This window comes from Nocardia vermiculata NBRC 100427, from assembly GCF_001613265.1.
GTDB classification, from domain to species: Bacteria; Actinomycetota; Actinomycetes; order Mycobacteriales; family Mycobacteriaceae; genus Nocardia; species Nocardia vermiculata.
Map to the genome: position 1 here is coordinate 221,665 of NZ_BDCA01000008.1, position 19,658 is coordinate 241,322.

General features: G+C 65.6%; 13 protein-coding genes and 1 pseudogene. 13 read left to right on the forward strand and 1 reads right to left on the reverse strand.

Translation table 11 applies throughout. From position 1 onward, the window contains the following. Positions 1-30: 30 nt before the first annotated feature. The 7 genes from NV2_RS12915 to NV2_RS12945 all read left to right on the forward strand — a co-directional run bounded on the left by NV2_RS12915 (position 31) and on the right by NV2_RS12945 (position 10,354). Entirely contained in the window at positions 31-2,394 is a 2,364-nt protein-coding gene (locus tag NV2_RS12915) for an arylsulfatase (protein ID WP_067872462.1), read from the forward strand. Between the two features lie 58 nt (positions 2,395-2,452). Further along, positions 2,453-4,795, forward strand: coding sequence for an arylsulfatase (locus NV2_RS12920; RefSeq protein WP_067872465.1), 2,343 nt, complete (start codon positions 2,453-2,455; stop codon positions 4,793-4,795). Positions 4,796-4,908: 113 nt separating this feature from the next. After that, a complete protein-coding gene (locus NV2_RS12925) occupies positions 4,909-6,489 on the forward strand; it encodes an ABC transporter substrate-binding protein (RefSeq protein WP_084474488.1) in 1,581 nt (526 codons plus the stop codon). A gap of 19 nt (positions 6,490-6,508) precedes the next feature. Beyond that, positions 6,509-7,759, forward strand: coding sequence for a sulfotransferase family protein (locus tag NV2_RS12930; RefSeq protein WP_067872470.1), 1,251 nt, complete (start codon positions 6,509-6,511; stop codon positions 7,757-7,759). Next, positions 7,756-8,556 carry an SDR family oxidoreductase gene (locus NV2_RS12935; protein WP_067872473.1) on the forward strand — a complete coding sequence of 267 codons (801 nt, stop codon included), beginning with the start codon at positions 7,756-7,758 and terminating at the stop codon, positions 8,554-8,556. The genes NV2_RS12930 and NV2_RS12935 overlap by 4 nt, the downstream gene beginning before the upstream one ends. 38 nt (positions 8,557-8,594) lie before the next feature. Continuing rightward, positions 8,595-9,767 carry a sulfotransferase family protein gene (locus tag NV2_RS12940; protein ID WP_067872478.1) on the forward strand — a complete coding sequence of 391 codons (1,173 nt, stop codon included), beginning with the start codon at positions 8,595-8,597 and terminating at the stop codon, positions 9,765-9,767. A 50-nt stretch (positions 9,768-9,817) separates the two neighbouring features. Continuing rightward, a complete protein-coding gene (locus tag NV2_RS12945; protein ID WP_067872480.1) occupies positions 9,818-10,354 on the forward strand; it encodes a nuclear transport factor 2 family protein in 537 nt (178 codons plus the stop codon). Between the two features lie 58 nt (positions 10,355-10,412). Here NV2_RS12945 and NV2_RS12950 read toward each other — a convergent pair whose 3' ends face one another. Then, on the reverse strand, positions 10,413-11,177 hold the full coding sequence (locus NV2_RS12950) for an SDR family NAD(P)-dependent oxidoreductase (protein WP_067872483.1): 765 nt from the start codon (positions 11,175-11,177) through the stop codon (positions 10,413-10,415). Between the two features lie 196 nt (positions 11,178-11,373). Here NV2_RS12950 and cysD point away from each other — a divergent pair, with 196 nt between their 5' ends. The 6 genes and pseudogenes from cysD to NV2_RS12980 all read left to right on the forward strand — a co-directional run bounded on the left by cysD (position 11,374) and on the right by NV2_RS12980 (position 19,650). After that, positions 11,374-12,318: a sulfate adenylyltransferase subunit CysD gene (gene cysD, locus NV2_RS12955; protein WP_210749249.1), complete on the forward strand. Its 945-nt coding sequence runs from the start codon at positions 11,374-11,376 to the stop codon at positions 12,316-12,318. 41 nt (positions 12,319-12,359) lie between these two features. Further along, positions 12,360-13,595: pseudogene (locus NV2_RS12960) on the forward strand (sulfate adenylyltransferase subunit 1); the annotation flags it as partial. A 204-nt stretch (positions 13,596-13,799) separates the two neighbouring features. Further along, complete coding sequence (locus tag NV2_RS12965; protein WP_067872493.1) at positions 13,800-14,966, forward strand: 3-ketosteroid-9-alpha-monooxygenase, oxygenase component; 1,167 nt, start codon at positions 13,800-13,802, stop codon at positions 14,964-14,966. Positions 14,967-15,270: 304 nt separating this feature from the next. Continuing rightward, positions 15,271-16,455: an acyl-CoA dehydrogenase family protein gene (locus NV2_RS12970; RefSeq protein WP_067872496.1), complete on the forward strand. Its 1,185-nt coding sequence runs from the start codon at positions 15,271-15,273 to the stop codon at positions 16,453-16,455. A gap of 43 nt (positions 16,456-16,498) precedes the next feature. Continuing rightward, the gene (locus tag NV2_RS12975; protein WP_067872499.1) at positions 16,499-17,422 is read left to right on the forward strand and encodes a VOC family protein; all 924 of its coding nucleotides are present in this window, start codon (positions 16,499-16,501) and stop codon (positions 17,420-17,422) included. Between the two features lie 32 nt (positions 17,423-17,454). Then, positions 17,455-19,650: an arylsulfatase gene (locus tag NV2_RS12980; protein ID WP_067872502.1), complete on the forward strand. Its 2,196-nt coding sequence runs from the start codon at positions 17,455-17,457 to the stop codon at positions 19,648-19,650. The last annotated feature ends 8 nt before the right edge of the window (positions 19,651-19,658 follow it).

A 19,658-nucleotide genomic window follows, 5' to 3' on the forward strand; every position in this document is an offset into this window, starting at 1 on the left:
ACCGCCCCGTCGGTCGCAAGCATTGGGCCCATGACACCGGACTCTCGCGGAATTCCCGCCGACCTGCCGGAAGGCTCCCGCGCCTACCTGGGGTTCGAGGGGCGTGTCGGGCGCACGATCGCCGGTTCCGAACCGTGGTGGCCGCCGCGGCCCCGGGCAGCTTCGAAGGCCCCGAACGTGGTGGTCGTCTTGGTCGACGATATGGGCTATTCCGATATCGGCTGCTTCGGGTCGGAGATCGCGACGCCGAACCTGGACCTCCTTGCGGCGGAAGGGGTTCGGTACACCAACTTTCATGTCAACTCGATGTGTTCGCCGACCCGTGCCGCGCTGCTGACGGGACGGAACTCGCACGCGGCCGGCGTCAGCTATGTGGCCCACGCCGATCCCGGATTCCCGGGCCAGGCAATGGAACTCGCGGACGACGTCAGTACGGTCGCCGAGGAGCTCCGGGACAACGGCTATTCGACGCTGATGGTCGGCAAATGGCACCTGTGCAAGGACAGTGACGTCACGGATACGGGATCGCGAAAGTCGTGGCCGCTGCAGCGCGGCTTCGACAGGTTCTACGGGATCATGGACGGGATGACGGACATGTTCCACCCGCATGCCCTCTACCGTGACAACAGCCGGATCACCCCGCAGGATCACCCCGAGAACTACTACTTCACCGACGACCTGACCGACGAGGCGATCGCGATGATCCGATCGGTCAAGGCTTCCGATCCGGTGAAGCCCTTCTTCCTCTACTTCGCCCACGGTGCGGTCCACGCGCCGCTCAACGCTCGGGCAGCGGACATCGAAGGGCACCGCGGGGCCTACGAATCGGGCTGGGATCGTATCCGGGAGCAGCGATTCGCGCGCCAGCGGAAGCTCGGCATCGTAGCCCCCGACACGAGGCTCCCGCCCCGCAACAGCGAGGACGGTGACGACGTCCCCGCGTGGGACGACCTGCCGGTCGAGCGCAAGGAGGTGTTCGCCCGCTACATGGAGGTGTACGCCGCGATGGTGCAGTCGGTGGACGACTCACTCGGCCGGCTGCGGGCTGCCCTGACGCAGATCGACGAGTGGGACAACACCTTCCTGCTCTTCACCTCGGACAACGGCGCTTCGCGGGACGGTGAAACCCAAGGCAGCAGTCAATATTTCGATGTTCTGCGGCACTACCACGGCGGCGGCGCGGGTCTGGACGAGGAGTTCGACCGCGACCGCGCGCGCATCGACGAGATCGGCGGGCCGCGCACACTGCCGCATTACCCCCGCGGATGGGCGATGGCCTCGAATACGCCGTTCCGCCTGTACAAGACCAACACTCACGCAGGCGGTCACTCGGTACCGGCGATTGTGAGCTGGCCGCGAACGGTGGCGGGTACCGGCAGCGGCGGAGAGCTGCGCCGCCAATACGTGCACGTCACCGACTTCCTTCCGACGATCCTCGAGGTCACCGGTGCCGTCGCGGCCGAGCACCGCCACGGCGTGCCGTTGAAACCCTTGGCGGGCAGCAGCTTTCTGAGTTCACTCACCGACCCTGCCGCTCGGGAGACACATCGGGAGCAGTACTACGAGATGCAGGGCCACCGCGGCTACTACCGCGACGGCTGGGAGATCGTCACCCGGCACCGCCCCCTGACACCGTTCGGCGACCACGAGTGGCAGCTGTACGACCTGCGTAGCGACCCGACCGAAACCCGTGACCTGGCTGTCGAATACCCAGAACTCGTCGCCGAACTCGCCGCCCGCTGGGAACGGGCCGCGTGGGAGAACCAGGTCTTCCCGCTCAACGAAGGCTCCGGTCTACTGCGCACCCAGCGGCCCGAACGCGAGGACGCCTTCGCCCGGCCCGTTCGGCTGGTGCCGGGGACACCGACATTGGAGCGCTACCGCTCGCTGATGCTGGTCTACCGCCGATCGTTCGTCGTCACCGTCGATGTCGACTTCCGGCCCGGCGACCGTGGTGTGCTCTTCGCGCACGGCTGTCAAAGCGGTGGCTATTCGCTGTCGGTCGACCGGGATCGGCTGCGCTACTTCCACAATCACTCGGGGCAGATGGATGTGCTCGACCTGGGGCCGTTGCTCGCCGGGCGCCGGCAGATCGCACTCGACGTCCACGCCCTGCAGGGCGGACTGCATGTCGATGTGCGGGCGACGGTCGACGGCGAGGAGCGCGGGCTTGCCTGCGGATTGGTGATGCCCATGGGGCAGGCCATGTTCCAGGGGATCGATATCGGCATCGACCGGGGGTCGCCGGTGTCGTGGGAGCGCTACGACGCCGAGGGGACTTTCGCCTGGACCGGAACCCTGCACTCGGTGACCTGGGCCCCCGGCGAGCACGCACCGGGCACCGGCCCGGAAACACTGGCGAGACAACGAGAGATCGGGATGGCCTTCGAATGACGACAGCGCGAGCAGAATCCGGATACGACGACGAGTGCGAGGCCTCAGGAGAACATCGATGAATCGTCGAATCCTTCCCGTTCCCGAACCCGCCGCGACGATTTCCCCCTCGGTCGACCGTGCTCATCAGAATCCGGGTTACCCAGTGCGGCAGCGGGTGTCGCCTCCGGAGGGGGCGCCGAACGTCCTGGTGATGCTGGTCGACGATATGGGCTTCGGTGCCTCCTCCGCATATGGCGGTCCGTGCCGGATGCCGACCGCCGAACGGCTGGCAGCCGGCGGACTGAGCTACAGCCGGTTCCACACGACATCGATCTGCGCGCCGACCCGGGTGTCGATGCTGAGCGGGCGAAACCACCACAGTGCCGGTATGGGCACCGTCCCGGAAATGGCTACCTCCGCGCCCGGTTACGACTGCATCCGGCCCGACACGATGGCCACGCTGCCGCGAATCCTGTCCGGTAACGGGTATCTGACCGGCGCGTTCGGCAAGATGCACCAGACACCGATGTGGGAGGTCGGTGAGACCGGCCCGTTCGACCGATGGCCACTCAACGAGGGCTTCGACCGGTTCTACGGTTTTCTCGGAGCCGAGACCAATCAGTTCACACCTGCTCTGGTCGACGGGTTCACACCGATCGAGCCGCCCCGCACTCCGGAGCAGGGTTATCACCTGTCCGAGGATCTAGTCGACCAGGCGGCCGGGTGGATCGAGAACGTCAGCTCGCTCGAGCCGGACCGACCCTGGTTCACCTACCTGAGCTTCGGTGCCTGCCACGATCCGCTGCACGTACCGGAGTCGTGGCGGGGATGTTACCGCGGCGAGTTCGCGCACGGCTGGAACGCTCAGCGCGAACGCACTCTTGCCCGGCAAAAGGAACTCGGCCTGGTACCCCAGGACGCCACCCTGCCCGACTTCGATCCGGATGTGCCGGACTGGGACAGCCTCGGCGCTGACGAGCGCACCGTCTGCGAGCGGTTGATGGAGCTCTACGCGGAGTTCGCCGAGCATATGGATGCTCAGATCGGCCGCCTGATCGACACGATCGACCGGCTCGGCCGGCTCGAGAACACGGTGGTTTTCTACATCCTCGGCGACAACGGCGCGGCCGCCGAGGGCGGTCTGTACGGGTCGGCCAATCTGGTGCGCCCGCTCAACCGCCTCCCGGCCCCGGTCGCCGACGTGCTGGGACAACTCGACGAGCTCGGGGGTCCGATGACCTACCCGCACTATCCGGTGGGTTGGGCGCTGGCGATGAATACGCCGTACCAGCAGTCGAAGAAGTACGCCTCGCATTACGGCGGCACCCGCAACGGGATGATCGTGCACTGGCCCGAGCGCATCAGCGGTGGCGAAATCCGGCACCAATGGCACCACTGTGTGGACTTGGCGCCCACGGTGCTCGAAGCCGCCGGGATCCCGGTCCCCGACGTGGTGGACGGAGTACCGCAGGCGCCGATGGAGGGTACGTCGTTCGGCTACACCTTCGCCGATGCCGAAGCGGGCGAGCGGCATACGACGCAGTACTTCGAGGTGCACGGGAGTCGCGGTATCTACGACCACGGCTGGGTCGCCTCGGCGCGGCACAATCAGATGCCCTGGTCGACGCCGCGCACGCCTCCGATTCCGTTCGCCGAGGACGTGTGGGAGCTGTACGACACCAGGGCCGACTGGACCCAAGCACGCGACGTTGCCGAGCAGCATCCGGACAAGCTCGCCGAGCTGCAGGCGAAGTTCCTGGTGGAGGCCGCTCGTTACCAGGTGCTTCCGCTCGATGATCGGATGCAGGAACGGTTCGACCCGGCCGCCGCGCCGCACCCCGACGTGATGGGCAGCCGTCGTTCGATCACGCTGCGGCCGTCGATGCACGGACTGCGAGAGGGGGTGGCACCCGATATGAAGAACACCTCCTACGCACTCGCCGCCAGGGTGAGCGTCCCCGAAGACGGTGCCGACGGCGTCCTGATCGCTCAGGGCGGGCGTTTCGGCGGCTGGTCGTTCTATATCAGCGGTGGCCGGCCGGTCTACTGCCACAATCTCGGTGGCACGCGAACGTGGGTGCGCGGTGAGCGTGCGGTGCCCGCGGGTGACCATGTGGTCGGTCTGTCGCTGACCTATGACGGTGGGGGCGTCGGCAAGGGCGCCGACATACGAATCACGATCGACGGTGAACTCTGCGGATCGGGCCGGTTGGACGCCACGATCGGTTTCATGTTCTCCATGGACGAAACCATGGATATCGGCTGCGACCGAGGCACTCCGGTGACCGAGGAGTACGCCGCCCTGTCGGCTGCCAACGCCTACCGAGGCGTGCTCGACACGATTCGCATCGACCTCGCCGAGCGCACCGACGGGCCCAGTGCCGAAGAACAGCGTCGCGTCGTGATGGCCACGCACTGAGACGACCACCCGGTCTCAGTGGCCGGGATCACACCGCAGCCGGTGTGATCGGGCTTCTAGCTTCGATCCATGTTGTCGGTCGTCCGAGCCGGCTCGTGGTGGAAAGGGCAGCAATGAACAGGATCAGAAGCAGGGGAGGCAAGTGGCCGGCTCTCGTGGCCGGTGCCGTCCTCATTGCGGCCCTCCTCACCGGGTGTGGCAGCGCCGCGGTCGGTCCCGGTGGCTCCAACGAGGTGGACAGAAGCGCGAGCCTGCGCATCGCCTACCCGGTCACCCAGTCGCTCGATCCCGCCCAGGCCGCGGAGCCCGCGCAGCTACTGATCGCGACGTGGCCGGTATACGACCGGCTCATCCAGATCACGAACAAGGCGACGTACGCGCCGATGCTGGCGACCGGGTGGGAGTTCTCCCCGGACGGTAAGGCGCTCACGCTGACTCTGCGTCACGGCGTGACATTCAGCGACGGCGTTCCTTTCGACGCCGCTGCGGTGAAGGCCAATATCGAATACTCGAAGGCGGCGTCGGGCAGTGCGCTGCAGGCGAACGTCGCCGGCATCACGGCGGTCGAAGTGGTTTCGCCGGATACGGTGCGACTCGACCTCGAGGAGCCGAGCACGACGGTGCTGTCCACTCTCAGCAGCACACTCGGTGGGCTGATGATTTCTCCGAAGGCACTCGCCGGCAACGATCTGGCCGGCCATCCCGTCGGCACCGGTGCGTATGTGGTCGACTCGTTCCAGCCGGGCCAGCGGGTCACCTACAAGCGGCGCACGGACAACGGCGGCATCTGGGACGACGCGACCGGCAAACCGGCCACCGTCTCGATCGATACCTTCGGCAATGCCGATGCGATGAGCAATGCACTCACAGCCGGCCAGGCCGACCTGATCGTGTGGAGCAGCACCACCGAACGCTTCCAGACGCAGATCGACACCGGAAGGTTGCAGCACACGGTGATGGGTGGCGTGCTGAACATGACCGGCATCAACTTCAACCGGACCCGCAAGCCGTTCAACGACCCGAAGGTTCGTGCAGCGGTGAACTACGCCATCGACCGCAAGTCGCTGGTCGACGCGTTCATGCCGGACACCGCCACACGAGTGCAGCCCTGGCCGGACGGGCTCCCCGGTTTCGACCAAGCCCGCGAGGACAGCTACCGGTTCGACCCGGCCAAGGCCGAGCAACTCCTCGCGGAGGCCGGCTACGCCGACGGCATCGACGGCGGTGAGATCGCGGTCGCCAATGTCGGCAGTCTCCGCGATGTGGCGCAGGCAGTTCAGGCGAATCTGGCAGCCGTCGGCATCAAGGTGGAGTTGCGCAACGTGGACGTCTACACGCTGGTCACTCAGTGGAGCCAGGGCCAGTCGGACGCTGAACTCATGTACATGTCCATGCCGTCGATCGACCCCTATTCGTGGCTGCAGCGGTTGTTCGTCAACCCGGCCTGGACCCCGGGCGGCAATGCGGAGATCGCCGAGATGGCGACCGGTCTGGACAACTCGACGATGAGCGAGCAGGACCGGGCCGCGGCAATCGGCAAGATCATCGACCATGCCACCACGAATGCGCTGTACGCGCCGCTGTGGCAGGGCGTGGGTGGCTTCATGTCGAGCCCGAAGGTCAAGGGCCTCGACGATCTGGCGTCGGTCAACGGCGGGGTCGCCGACCTCCGCGGCGTTTATCTGACCAAGTGATCGAAGAGGAGGAAACAGCATGGTGGAGTTGCGATTCGACGACCTGCTGGCTCCGAAGCTGACCCCCGCACAGCGACAGCTGGTGGAGTTCGCCGAAGCCGATCCCGCGGACTACAGCGTGGACGCGGTTCTGGCCGGAGCCCGGGCCCGGACCGGCCTGACCGACCCCGGCCCCGACAACGGCTGGGCCGAACGTCTGCAGGTCTGGATCGATGTGGCACACGAGCCGAATCGGACCGAACTGGCGCGAGTTTCGATGCTGGCACTATCGATCAAATTCTTGGCGAACCGGATGCGGGTCCACGACTTCGCCGCCCGGCATCCCGAAGTCCGGGAGATAGCGATCGATGCGCCGGTGATGGTGATCGGCCTGCCGCGCAGTGGGACGTCACACCTGGTCAACTTGCTGGCGGCGGACTCGCGTTTCCGCGCTGCGCCGCTGTGGGAGCTGAATCAGATGGTGCCCCACCGCGGGGACGGCGCGGGACCTGACGGCATCGATCCGCGATATCGGGCCACGGCCGCTGCCTTCGCGGCCGCACAGACCGCCAACCCGTACATCAAGTCGTGGCATCCGATGGACCCGTGGCGGATCGAGGAGGACATCGAGATTCACGCCGCGGACTTCTCCGGCTACTACCCCGAGCACCTCATGCAGCATGCGGCATCGTGGCGTGACTACTACCTGCAACACGATCAGGTGCAGCACTACGAGTTCCAGAAGTTGTGCATGCAGGTGATGACCTGGTTCCGGCCGGGCGAGCGCTGGCTCACCAAGTATCCGGCCCACATCGAGAACATCCCGGCGTTGCTGCAGGTGTTCCCCGACGCCGTACTCGTCGAGACGCACCGCGACCCGGTCGGGTCGGTCGTCTCGCAGGCCACCATGCACTCGTATATGGCCAGGTGCTGGCAGCACGAGATCGATTACGGCGGGCACCTCGACTACTGGCGGGACCTGAGTCACCGGCTTCTCGCGGCCGGGTTGCGTGATCGGCACCTGGTCGAGAACCAGGTCGTCGACGTGCGCTACCACGATATGGTCGACGACAACTGGAGTGCCGTGCGAGCGGTGTACGACTCGGCGGGGATCGAGCTCACCGACCGGGCCCGCGACGAGATCCAGTCCTTCATCGACAACAACGCTCAGGGCAGGGACGGCCGCATCGTCTACGACCTGCGCGGCCACTTCGGTGCCGAGCCCGAGCAGGTACGAAAACCGTTCGAGGACTATATGTCCCGTCACAACGTTGAAATCGAGGTCCGATGAGTATCCGTCCGGAAGTGCCCCGTCTGCTCGAGGGCAAAGTGGTCATGGTGTGTGGTGTCGGCCCCGACCTGGGTCGATCGATGGCAGTGCGATGCGCACAGGCGGGCGCCGATGTCGTCCTCGCGGCGCGCACCGAGTCACGCCTCGAAGGTGTCGCCACCGAGGTGGAGGCGCTCGGGCGCACGGCGTTGTCGGTTCCGGCCGACCTGGCCGACGCGGCGTCGCGATCGGAGTTGGTGCGGCGCAGCCTGGCTCGTTTCGGCAAGGTGGACGGGCTGATCAACAGCGCGTTCGTGCAGCCTCCGCAGGAGCGGCTGCTGGATACCGACCTCGACGCGATCCGCGGGTGGACCGACGTCAACGTGCTCGCCTCGGTCGGGCTGGTGCAATTGCTCGCCGAGACATTGTCGGAGAACAACGGATCCGTCGTCCTGGTCAACTCGATGGTGCTGCGTAACCAGCTGCCGGGGTTCGGTGCCTACCGGATGGACAAGGCGGCCTTGCTCGCCGCGGCCCGTAGCCTGTCGGTGGAACTCGGGCCGAGCGGCGTCCGGGTGAACTCCGTTGCGCCGGGATATATCTGGGGCCACAAAGTCCGCCGCGCCTTCGAGCGTCAGGCCGCCGCCCACGGCACTGCGCCCGAGTCGGTCTACGAGGAGGTGGCTGCCGGAACGGATCTGCGACGGCTGCCGACCACCGATGAGATCGCGGATGCCGCGGTCTTCCTCACCTCGGATATGGCGAGCGGGATCTCCGGGCAGTGCCTCGATGTGAACTGCGGGCACACCCACCACTGACATCGCCGCGAGAGCGCTCGCCGGAAAGGACCACTGCGATGACGACCCTCGGGACTGTCGACGACCTTCATGAAACAGCATCTGCCAGAACGGGTCTCGACGACTTCGGTGACCCCGCCTACCGCGAGGCGATGCAGGTGCTGATGGACAGCTACGTCCACGACGCCGGTCTCACCGAGGCCGGCACAGTGCGCACCCGCGCCATGCTGGAGACCGTGCTGGAGACCAGGCTTCGTCTCCGGCAGGCCTACACTCGCCGGCCGAAGGCTGCCGACCTCGCGATCAGGCGGCCCATCTTCGTCACCGGCCTCCCGCGTACCGGGACCACGGCGCTGCATCGGCTGCTGTGTCTCGACCCCGCCCACCAGGGGTTGGAGCATTGGTTGACCGAGGCGCCGCAACCTCGCCCGCCGAAATCGGCCTGGGCCGGCCACCCGGACCATCGGCGCATGCAGGAGGCGCTCGAGGTGCTGCACGAGGCCAATCCGACGATGCGGGGCATGCACTTCATGTCCGCGGACATGGTCGAGGAGTGCTGGCGGGCGGAGCGGCTGTCGATGCGGTCGATCGCATTCCAGAACACCGCGCACCTGCCGGGATACTCCGAATGGCTCGCCGCGCGCGATATGGCCCCGGCCTACGAGGCCCACCGCGACATGCTCCGGATCATCGGCCTGAATGATCGAGATCGCCGCTGGGTGTTGAAGAGTCCCAGCCATCTGTTCGGCCTCGACGCTCTGATGGCCACCTACCCCGACGCCCTGGTTATCGCGACGCACCGTCATCCCCGCACCATCGTGGCCTCGGTGAGCAGCCTGAACCGGAATGCCAGTGCGGGTACCTCGACGCTGTTCACCGCCGACGTGGTCGGTCGCGACTGCCTGGACCTGTGGGCGCGCGGAGCGCAGGCCTTCCTCGAGGCACGGCAGCGCTACGACTCCGCTCAGTTCATCGATGTGCATTACGAGGACTTCGTGGCCGATGCGCCCGGCATCGTGGAGGCGATCTACCAGCAGTTCGACTTGCCGCTGAGCCAGGACGTGCGCGACGCCGTCGCCGCGAGTCACGAACAGAGCAAGGCGGGCGAGCGCCGGCCGGTTCATCACTACTCACTGTCCGATTTCGGATTGACGGAATCCGAGGTGGACGCGAGGTTCACGGACTATGTGAACGAACATCTCGGACCGAGAGCCCACCCTCGTGCCGGCTGACTCGACTCACCACCAACCGACGGTCCTCGGACCGGGAAATGAGAGAATTTATGGCCGACCGGAACGCCGCCGAGATCGAGCAGCTACGTAACGATATCCGGATCCTGAAGGACATCGAGGCGATCAAGCGCGTCAAACACGCCTACTTTCGGTGCATCGATACCGCGAACCTGACCGAGCTCCGCGATCTGCTGCATCCGCAGTTGCGCTCGAAGATGGTCGGCGGGCACTACAACCTCGAATTCGATAATCGCGACGATTACCTCGAGATGATTGCCAACTCCTTCAACTCGGAGTTCGTCGGACAGCACAACGGGCACCACCCCGAGATCGACATCCTCAGCGAGACCGAAGCGACCGGGAAGTGGTACCTCTCCGATATCGCGATCAGCCTCCGCAACAAGTCCACCACTACCGGCACCGCGATCTACACCGACAAGTATCTGAAGACGGGCGGCCTCTGGCAGATCATCGAGACCGGCTACTTCCGGATCTACGAGACAGTCACTCCGACAACGGAACCGCCCGAACTGACCGTGCACTTTCTGGCCGCACACGGACGTAAGCTGCCCGCGGTCGACGCCTGACGCCCACCGCCCCGGGGCGGCGCCTGATGCCGACCCGGGGCAGCCCCGCGGGATCGCCTCAGAACGACGCGCGAGCTCCGCCGTCGACACGGATCTCGGACGCATTCCAGTACTTCGCCTCGTCGGAGGCTGCGAAGGCGATGAATCCCGCCATGTCGGCGGCGTTGCCGGACTCTTCCTGACCCCACAGGTGGATCAGGCGTGAATACCAGTCGCCCTCGTACAGCTTCACCTGCTCCCAGATCTCCCACATCATTTTGGTTTGCACACCGGAGGGGGAAATCGGCACGACGCGGATGCGCCGGGGCGCGAGTTCGACTGCGAGCGTGAACGATGCCGAGACCAGTGCGGCTTTGGAACCGGCGTATGCCGCCATCGTCGGGACCGCCTGAGTGCCCGAACTCGAGCAGATGTTGATGATCGAGCTGTTGTCCGGGACGTACGGCAGCGCTTGATTGATCAGCCGCAGCGGGCCGATGAAGTTCACCTGGTTGATGTTGCGTGCCACGTCGGGATCGAAGTCCTCGATAGGGGTCCGGACAGTGACGCCGGCGATATTGCAGACGATGTCGATGCGGCCGTCGAGATACTCGCCGGCCGCCTGTACAGCGTCGACGATCGAGGTGTCATCGAGCATGTCGACGTAATGTGAACCGAATCGGGCAGGGTCCGAGACGAGTTTTCCGGTCTCTGCGAGGTTGGTGGTGCTGCGACCGAGACCGAAGACGGTCGCTCCTTCGGTGACGAAGCGTGCTGCGGTGGCGCGGCCGATACCGGCCGATGCACCCGTGATGAGAACGTTCCTGCCTTCGAACCGGTTCATGTCACTCCGTCTCCTTCGGCCCCTGTGTACCCGTGGTCGAGATCGTGACGTTATGTGTCGCCCATCACTTCTCGCGCCGCCGTCTCGATCACTGAGATGTCGTGGAGCCGGTCACAGGGGCCGAACTAGCGTTCGGCAACACGGCGATCCTCCGGGCCGTGGCAGTGACATACGGACCGCGCGTTCTCGGCGGCATATGTCGACAGCAAGTGAAAGGGCCGAATCCATGACCACCGTTAAATCCGGCTATCGGCTGAGTCACCTCGACCAGCTGGAGGCGGAATCGATCCACATCTTCCGCGAGGTCGCGGCCGAGTTCGAGAAGCCGGTGCTGATGTTCTCCGGCGGCAAGGACTCCATCGTGATGCTCCGGCTCGCCGAGAAAGCCTTCTTTCCCGCGAAGTTGCCGTTCCCGATTCTGCAGGTGGACACCGGATTCGACTTTCCCGAAGTGCTCGACTCGAGAGACAACTGGATCAAGCGGCTGGGTCTTCGCCTGATCGTGGCGAGTGTCGACGACGCCGTCGCGAAGGGAGTGGTCGTCGACGACGGTAAAACCAGCCGCAACCGGATGCAGATCGGCACGCTGCTGAACGCATTGGAGACCGAAGGCTTCACCGCTGCGTTCGGTGGTGGCCGTCGAGACGAGGAAAAGGCCCGCGCGAAAGAACGGGTCTACTCACACCGCGACGAGTTCGGCCAGTGGGATCCCAAGCTGCAGCGCCCCGAGCTGTGGAGTCTCTACAACGGGCGGATCCATCCCGGTGAGCATATGCGGATCTTCCCGATATCGAACTGGACCGAGCTCGACATCTGGCACTACATCGGCCGGGAGAATATCGAGATTCCCTCGATCTACTTTGCCCACGAGCGTGAGGTCATCGCGCGTGACGGCATGCTGCTCTCGGCTTCCGACGCCGTCCGGCCGCGCGCCGGCGAGCAGGTCGAGACACGCACCGTCCGTTTCCGGACGGTCGGCGATATGACACTCACCGGTTGCGTCGAGTCCGAGGCCGACACGATCGACAAGATCATCGACGAGATCGCCGTCGCTCGGGTCACCGAGCGGGGCGCCACTCGGGGCGACGACAGGTTCTCCGAGGCAGCGATGGAAGACCGCAAGAAGGAGGGCTACTTCTGATGTCCCGTGCCGATGACGAAACTCCGGACGCCGAACGTTCCATGGACCTGCTGCGGTTCGCGACCGCAGGCTCTGTCGATGACGGCAAGTCGACCCTGATCGGGCGGCTGCTGCTGGACTCCAAGTCGATCTTCGAGGACCAGTTGGAGGCCGTGGCGGCCACCAGCCAGGACAAGGGCTACGACTACACCGACCTGGCGCTGCTCACCGACGGACTCCGCTCGGAGCGTGAGCAGGGCATCACGATCGATGTGGCGTACCGCTACTTCGCCACGCCCGCACGCAAATTCATCATCGCCGACACCCCGGGCCATGTGCAGTACACGCGCAACATGGTCACCGGCGCTTCGACCGCCGACCTCGGTCTCGTACTGGTCGACGCCCGCCAGGGCCTGACCGAACAGTCGCGACGTCATGCGGTGCTGCTGTCGCTGCTGCGCGTCCCGCACCTCGTGCTCGCGGTCAACAAGATGGACCTGGTCGACTACGACCAAGAGGTGTTCGTGAGGATCCAACAGGAGTTCACCTCCTTCGCCACCAAACTCAACATCCCCGACCTGACGGTCATCCCGCTGTCCGCCCTGCGGGGCGACAACGTTGTCGCCCGCTCGGACAACATGAACTGGTACGAGGGTCCGTCGCTGATGCATCACCTGGAGAACGTTCATGTCGCCTCCGATCGCGACCTGGTGACGTCCAGATTCCCGGTGCAGTACGTGATCCGGCCCAAATCCGACGACTTCCACGACTACCGCGGCTATGCCGGGCAGCTGGCGGGCGGAGTGCTGAAGAAGGGCGACGACGTGATCGTGCTGCCCAGCGGCATGACGTCGAAGGTTGCCTCGATCGAGCTGTACGACAACGAGATCGACGAAGCCTTCCCTCCCATGTCGGTCACCGTGCGGCTCACTGATGACGTCGACGTCTCCCGTGGCGACATGCTCGCCAGAGCGAACAACGCGCCGAAGCCGTCCCAGGACATCGACGCCATGGTCTGCTGGATGACCAACAACCCGCTGCGTGCAGGCCGGAAGTTGGCCATCAAGCACACCACCCGCACCGGACGAGCCGTGGTGAAGGACATCGGCTATCGCCTCGATGTGAACACACTGCACCGCGACCTGGACACCGGCGAGCTCGGACTGAACGAGATCGGCCGGGTGAAGCTGCGGACAACGGTGCCGCTGCTGTGCGATCCGTATTCGAAGAACCGGACCACGGGGTCGTTCATTCTCATCGACGAGGCCACCGGGGTCACCGTCGGCGCCGGGATGATCAACGACGCCGACTGAACGACACCGGGACTCTCACCGACCGGGACGATTTCCCGTGCCCCGAGTCAGCTCCGGGGAACAGGCAGGGCCTGCAATCTCGACCCTCGAGATTGCGGGCCCTGCGCCGCTCCCACGGCTTCTACGGTTCTCGGACGAGCGCAGGCGCAGGTTGCGAATCGTGCGCACGAAAACAGGAGGGTGGCTGACATGTCCGTTTCCGAGCTTCATTCGGATGAGGTCCGCAGCATCGAGGCTGCGGACATAGAGACGCGTTTTGCGCGGGGTTGGCATTGTCTGGGTCTGGTGAGGAGCTTCCGTGACGGGCAGCCGCACTCGATTCGGGCTTTCGGACGGAAGCTGGTGGTGTTCACCGGTGCGGACGGCACGATGAACGTGCTCGATGCGTATTGCCGCCACATGGGTGGTGACCTGTCGCAGGGCACGGTCAAGGGCAACGAGATCGCGTGTCCGTTCCACGACTGGCGGTGGGGCGGAGACGGTCGCTGTAAGCAGATCCCTTACGCGCGACGGGTTCCGCCACTGGCCCGCACCGCGACCTGGCCCACCCTCGAGCAGGACGGCATGCTCTTCGTGTGGAACGATCCCGAAAACAACCCACCGCCGGCAGCGGTGACCATCCCGGTGATCAGCACATTCGATGACGGCGAGTGGACCGACTGGGTGTGGAACGAGATGGTGGTGCACACCAATGCCCGTGAGGTGATCGACAACGTCGTGGACATGGCGCACTTCTTCTACGTGCACAAGGGTTTTCCGACGTACTTCAAGAACGTCTTCGAAGGCCACGTGGCCACACAGTATTACGATGGTGTGCAACGGGAAGATGTCATGCACCAGGTGGACGAGGCGCGCGACGCCGACGCGCCGAAGCTCATCGGCACCACTTCCGAGGCGGCCTACTTCGGCCCTTCCTTCATGATCGATTACCTCGGCCACCAATTCGAGGACGGGGAGAACCCGTCGGTCCTCATCAACGCGCATTACCCGATCGACAACAACAGTTTCATGCTGCATTTCGGCCTCAGGGTCAAGCGCCGCCCCGGGATGAGCGCCGAGGAGGCCGAGGCCGGTGCACAGAAGACCGGCGAAGGCATTCTGGCCGGGTTCATGCAGGACGTGGAGATCTGGCGCAACAAGACCCGGATCGACAACCCGCTGCTGTGCGAGGAGGACGGTCCGGTCTACCAACTGCGGCGCTGGTACCAGCAGTTCTACGTCGACGTCGCAGATGTCACCCCGGAAATGACCGACCGATTCGAGTTCGAGATCGATACCACCAAGGCGGTCGCGGCGTGGCGTGCCGAGGTCGCTGCCAATATCGCCGAGCGGCAGACCGCGGCGTCGTCGGCGTGAGTAGTTGCCCGGTGCGGTGACTGCACCGGATGGACAGTCACCGCCGACCCGAGCTCGGCGGTGACACCGGTGTGCCGATCACGGCAGAACTCGTGCCGGTATGCCGGGCGATCCCGCTCAGTGATCGGGCTCGGATGAGTTGTGGCGAGTGAGTGCCTCGCAGCTCATCGCTCGATCCCGTTGGGCGGGAGCTCGTCTACGTCGGGGTGGGGGGTTTGCGACCGTGATCCAACCGCACCAGCTGGTCGACCACGACGAGCGCACCCGGATTCCGGACAACCGCACGAGGAGAACGAGGACGAGGATGAGCCATCAGGTGCTCGACACAGTGATGAAATCAGCCGAGCAGATCGCGGCGCTCGGTCCGGCGAACGAAGAGCTGGGACGGCTCGACGACCAGGCGGCAAAGATCGTGCGCGAGGCCGGCGTGATCCGGATGCTGCAGCCGAAGTCCCACGGTGGCTTCGAAACCCATCCCCGCGACTTCGCGGAGACGGTCATGAAGATCGCCGCCCTCGACGGCTCGACCGGTTGGGTCGCCGGCATCGTCGGCGTACACCCCTGGGAGCTGGCGATGGCCGACGAGCGGGTGAAAGACGAGATCTGGGGTGAGAACCCCGATACCTGGATAGCCTCGCCGTACGCACCGATGGGAGTGGTTCGGCCCGTCGACGGCGGCTATATCTTCAACGGGCACTGGCAGTTCTCGTCGGGAACCGACCACTGCGACTGGATCTTCCTGGGCGCGATGCTCGGCGACGAAGAGGGCAAAGCGCTGATGCCGCCGGTGCAGTACCACGTGATTCTGCCGCGCTCGGACTACGAGATCGTCGAGGGCTCATGGGATGTGGTCGGGCTCGAGGGCACCGGGAGCAAGGACGTCATCGTCGAGAATGCCTTCGTCCCCGACTACCGGGTGGTCGAGTTCAACAGGATCTCCGACGGTTCCGCAGCCAGGACGGCGGGACTGACGAACACGCTCTACCATGTGCCGTTCTCGCAGGCTTTCCCACTGGGCATCACCGCCGCGGTGATCGGGATCGCGGAAGGGGCGCTCGCGCACCATCTCGCGTACCAGAAAGGCCGCACTCAGATCACCGGCACGAAGATCAAAGACGACCCGTACGTGCTCTACGCGGTGAGCGAGGCCGCCGCCGAAATCTCTGCCTCCCGCACGGCACTGATCGACAACATCTGCCGTTTCTACGATCGGGCCGAAGCCGGAATCGCCTCGACGTTCGAGGAGCGGGCCGTGGGCCGCCGGATCCAGGTCCAGGCCGCATGGCGCGCGGTGCGAGCGGTCGACGAGATCGTCAATCGCTCCGGCGGAAACGGGATGCGTAGGAGTAACCCGATCCAGCGTTTCTGGCGCGACGCGCACATGGGCATGGTGCACGCCATCCATACGCCGGGCTCGGTCTTCCACGCGTCGGCGCTGACCAACCTCGACGTCGAGCCGCCGGCCGGTCCGATGCGCTCGATGATCTGATCCGGCCGGTGCCTCCTCACTCTCGACAGGACAGGACGATGCAATGACTGAGCTTCGCGGACTCGGATATCTCAAGGTGCAGGCCACCGACATCGAGCGTTGGCGCGAACTGACAGTAGGTGCGCTCGGCTTCGCGGAGGGAAGCGGCCCTGATCCGGACGGGCTCTACTTGCGGATGGACGAACGTAGCGCCCGGGTGATCGTGCTGCCCGGTGACACGGACGAGGTGCTCGCCGTCGGCTGGGAGGTGCGCGATCAGTTCGCCCTGGCCACGGTCGGCAGAGCGGTCGAGGCTTCGGGGGTTCCGGTCAAGATGCTCTCGGCCGGCGAGGCCGCGGATCGGGCGGTGGAGCAGGCACTCACGTTCACCGACCCCGCGGGCGTGACCGTGGAGGTGTTCTTCGGCCCTGTACTGAACCACTCGCCGGTGCTGACCGGTTCCGGGCAGAAGTTCGTCACCGGCCGGTGCGGGCTCGGCCATGTCGTCCTGCCGACGACGGCAATGGAGGACACCGTCTCGTTCTATACCGAGGTGCTGGGTTTCCTTCCCCGGGGTGCCATGAAGGTCGGCGCTCCCGCCGAGGACGGGTCCTCGGCACGCATCCGATTCCTGGGCGTCAATCAGCGCCACCACAGTCTGGCGATCTGCCCTGCGCCGCGCGGCGGTGCGCCGGGCGTGATCCATCTGATGGTCGAGGTGGACTCCCTCGATGCGGTGGGCCGTGCCCTCGACAATGTCGGCAGGGCCGGCTTCTCGCTGTCGTCGACCCTGGGCCGCCACACCAACGACAAAATGGTGTCCTTCTACGTCCGCGCACCCGGCGGCTGGGATATCGAGTACGGCTGTGACGGGATGCTCGTCGACGAGAACTGGTACACCGCCGAGGAAATCACCGCCGACTCCTACTGGGGCCACGATTGGTCCGGGTCCGAGCCGCTGGCTGCCTTCGCACCCACGCAACCGTGACCACTGCGCCTGTCACGAGAGGAAACGAGCAGATGAATCAGAGCACCGGGCCCAGCCTGCCGTGTGCGCCCGAAGGGGCGCCCAACGTCGTACTGGTACTGCTCGACGACGTCGGCTTCGGGGCGTCGGCACCCTTCGGTGGGCCGGTCGAGACGCCGGCGATCGCAGAACTGGCCGCAGAGGGGTTGCGCTACAACCGCTTTCACACGACGGCGATCTGTTCACCGACGCGAGCGTCGCTGCTGACCGGCCGCGACCCGCACGTCACCGGCGTGGGCACCGTGATGAACAGCGCCAACACCGACCCTGGCTACGACGGACTGCTGCGCGACAGCACGGCCACGATCGCCACCGTGTTGAAGAAGAACGGCTACAGTACGGCCTGCTTCGGCAAGTGGCATCTGGCTCCGGCATGGGAGAGCTCCCAGATCGGCCCCTTCGATCGGTGGCCGACCGGCCGGGGCTTCGAGACGTTCTACGGGTTCCTCGGTGGCGAGACCCACCAGTACGAGCCGACGCTCTACTCCGGGACCACGCCGGTGCACCGGCCCGCCGGCGACGACTATCACCTGACCGAAGATCTGGTCGATCGCTCGATCGACTGGATGAGGATGCAGCAGTCGGTGGCACCGGACCGGCCCTTCCTGATGTACCTCGCGCCGGGGGCGACGCACGCGCCGTTGCATGTGCCGGAGGAGTTCTCCGCGAAGTACCGCGGCCGATTCGCGCAGGGCTGGGACGCCGTACGCGAGGAGATCCTGGCCCGACAGCAGGACCTCGGGATCGCGCCGCCGGACACCGAGCTGACGCCGCGACCCGACGAGCTCCCGGCGTGGGAAGCGCTGAGCGACGGCGAGAAACAGGTTGCCGAGCGGATGATGGAGGTCTACGCGGGCTTCCTCGAACACACCGACGTACAGATCGCCCGGCTCGTCGCCGCCCTGAAGGACAGTGGCCGGTACGACAACACCCTGTTCGTCTATGTGGTCGGGGACAACGGAAGCAGCGCCGAGGGAGGCGTGGCCGGAAGCATCAACTACTTCGGCGCACTCCAGGGGATGCCCGAACCGTTGCAGACGCAGCTGGAGCGGCTCGACGAGATCGGCGGTAAGAAGTCCTATCCGCAGTATCCGGCCGGGTGGGCGTGGGCGATGACCTCGCCGTTCCAGTGGGTCAAGCAGGTCGCCTCGCACTTCGGCGGGACCCGGAACCCGATGGTGGTGTCGTGGCCGGCGGGGATCACCGATGCCGGTGGTCTGCGTACCCAGTTCGGACACGTCAACGACATCGTGCCGACGATTCTCGAGGCGGCCCGGATCGAGGCGCCGAAGATGGTGGACGGAGTGGAGCAGGCGCCGATGGACGGGACCAGCCTGGTCTACAGCTTCGCCGACGCCGAGGCGCCCGAGCGGCACACGACACAGTACTTCGAAGTGTTCGGGCACCGTTCGCTGTATCACGAAGGGTGGATCGCCTCCGCGTTCCACCGAGCCGGAATGCCGTGGACGGTCGGACTGCCACCGATCGACGCATCGTTCGAGGACGACATCTGGGAGCTCTACGACACGACCCGCGACTTCAGCCAGGCCCACGACCTGGCAGCGACCGCACCGGAGAAGCTCGCCGAGCTGCAGCAGCGATTCCTGCGGGAAGCCGGCCGGGTGCAGATTCTGCCGCTGCGCGACGCCCGGATCAGCCGCGCGCCGATGCCCAATCTCGCGGGCGACCGGACGCGGTTCATATATCGCCGTGGCGCGATCGGGATCCCGGAGACCAACGGTCCGTCGTTGCGCGCCCGATCGTGGCGGATGCATGCCTACGTCGACGTACCCGAGCAAGGCTGTCGCGGCGTGCTCGCCACCATGGGGGGAAATACCGGCGGCTGGGCGCTTTTCGTGACCGAGGACGGCCGGCCCGAGCTCGTCTACCGCGCTTTCGAGGCCGGCACCGTCCACCTCGCCGGAGCACAACCGCTCGCCGCCGGCAGGCGGGTTCTCGAGGTGCATCTCGACTATGACGGTGGCGGATTCGGTCAGGGCGCCACGATCACACTGTCGGTCGACGGCATCGAACTGGACAGCGGCCGGACCGAACGGACTCCGCGCGGATTCTTCTCTATCGACGAGACCTTCGACATCGGCGAGACCACCGGGTCACCGGTCGGTGACTTCCCGCACGTGTTCCCCTTCGAAGGTGGTCTGGACCGAGTCGAGTTCACCCTGTACTGAGCAGACTC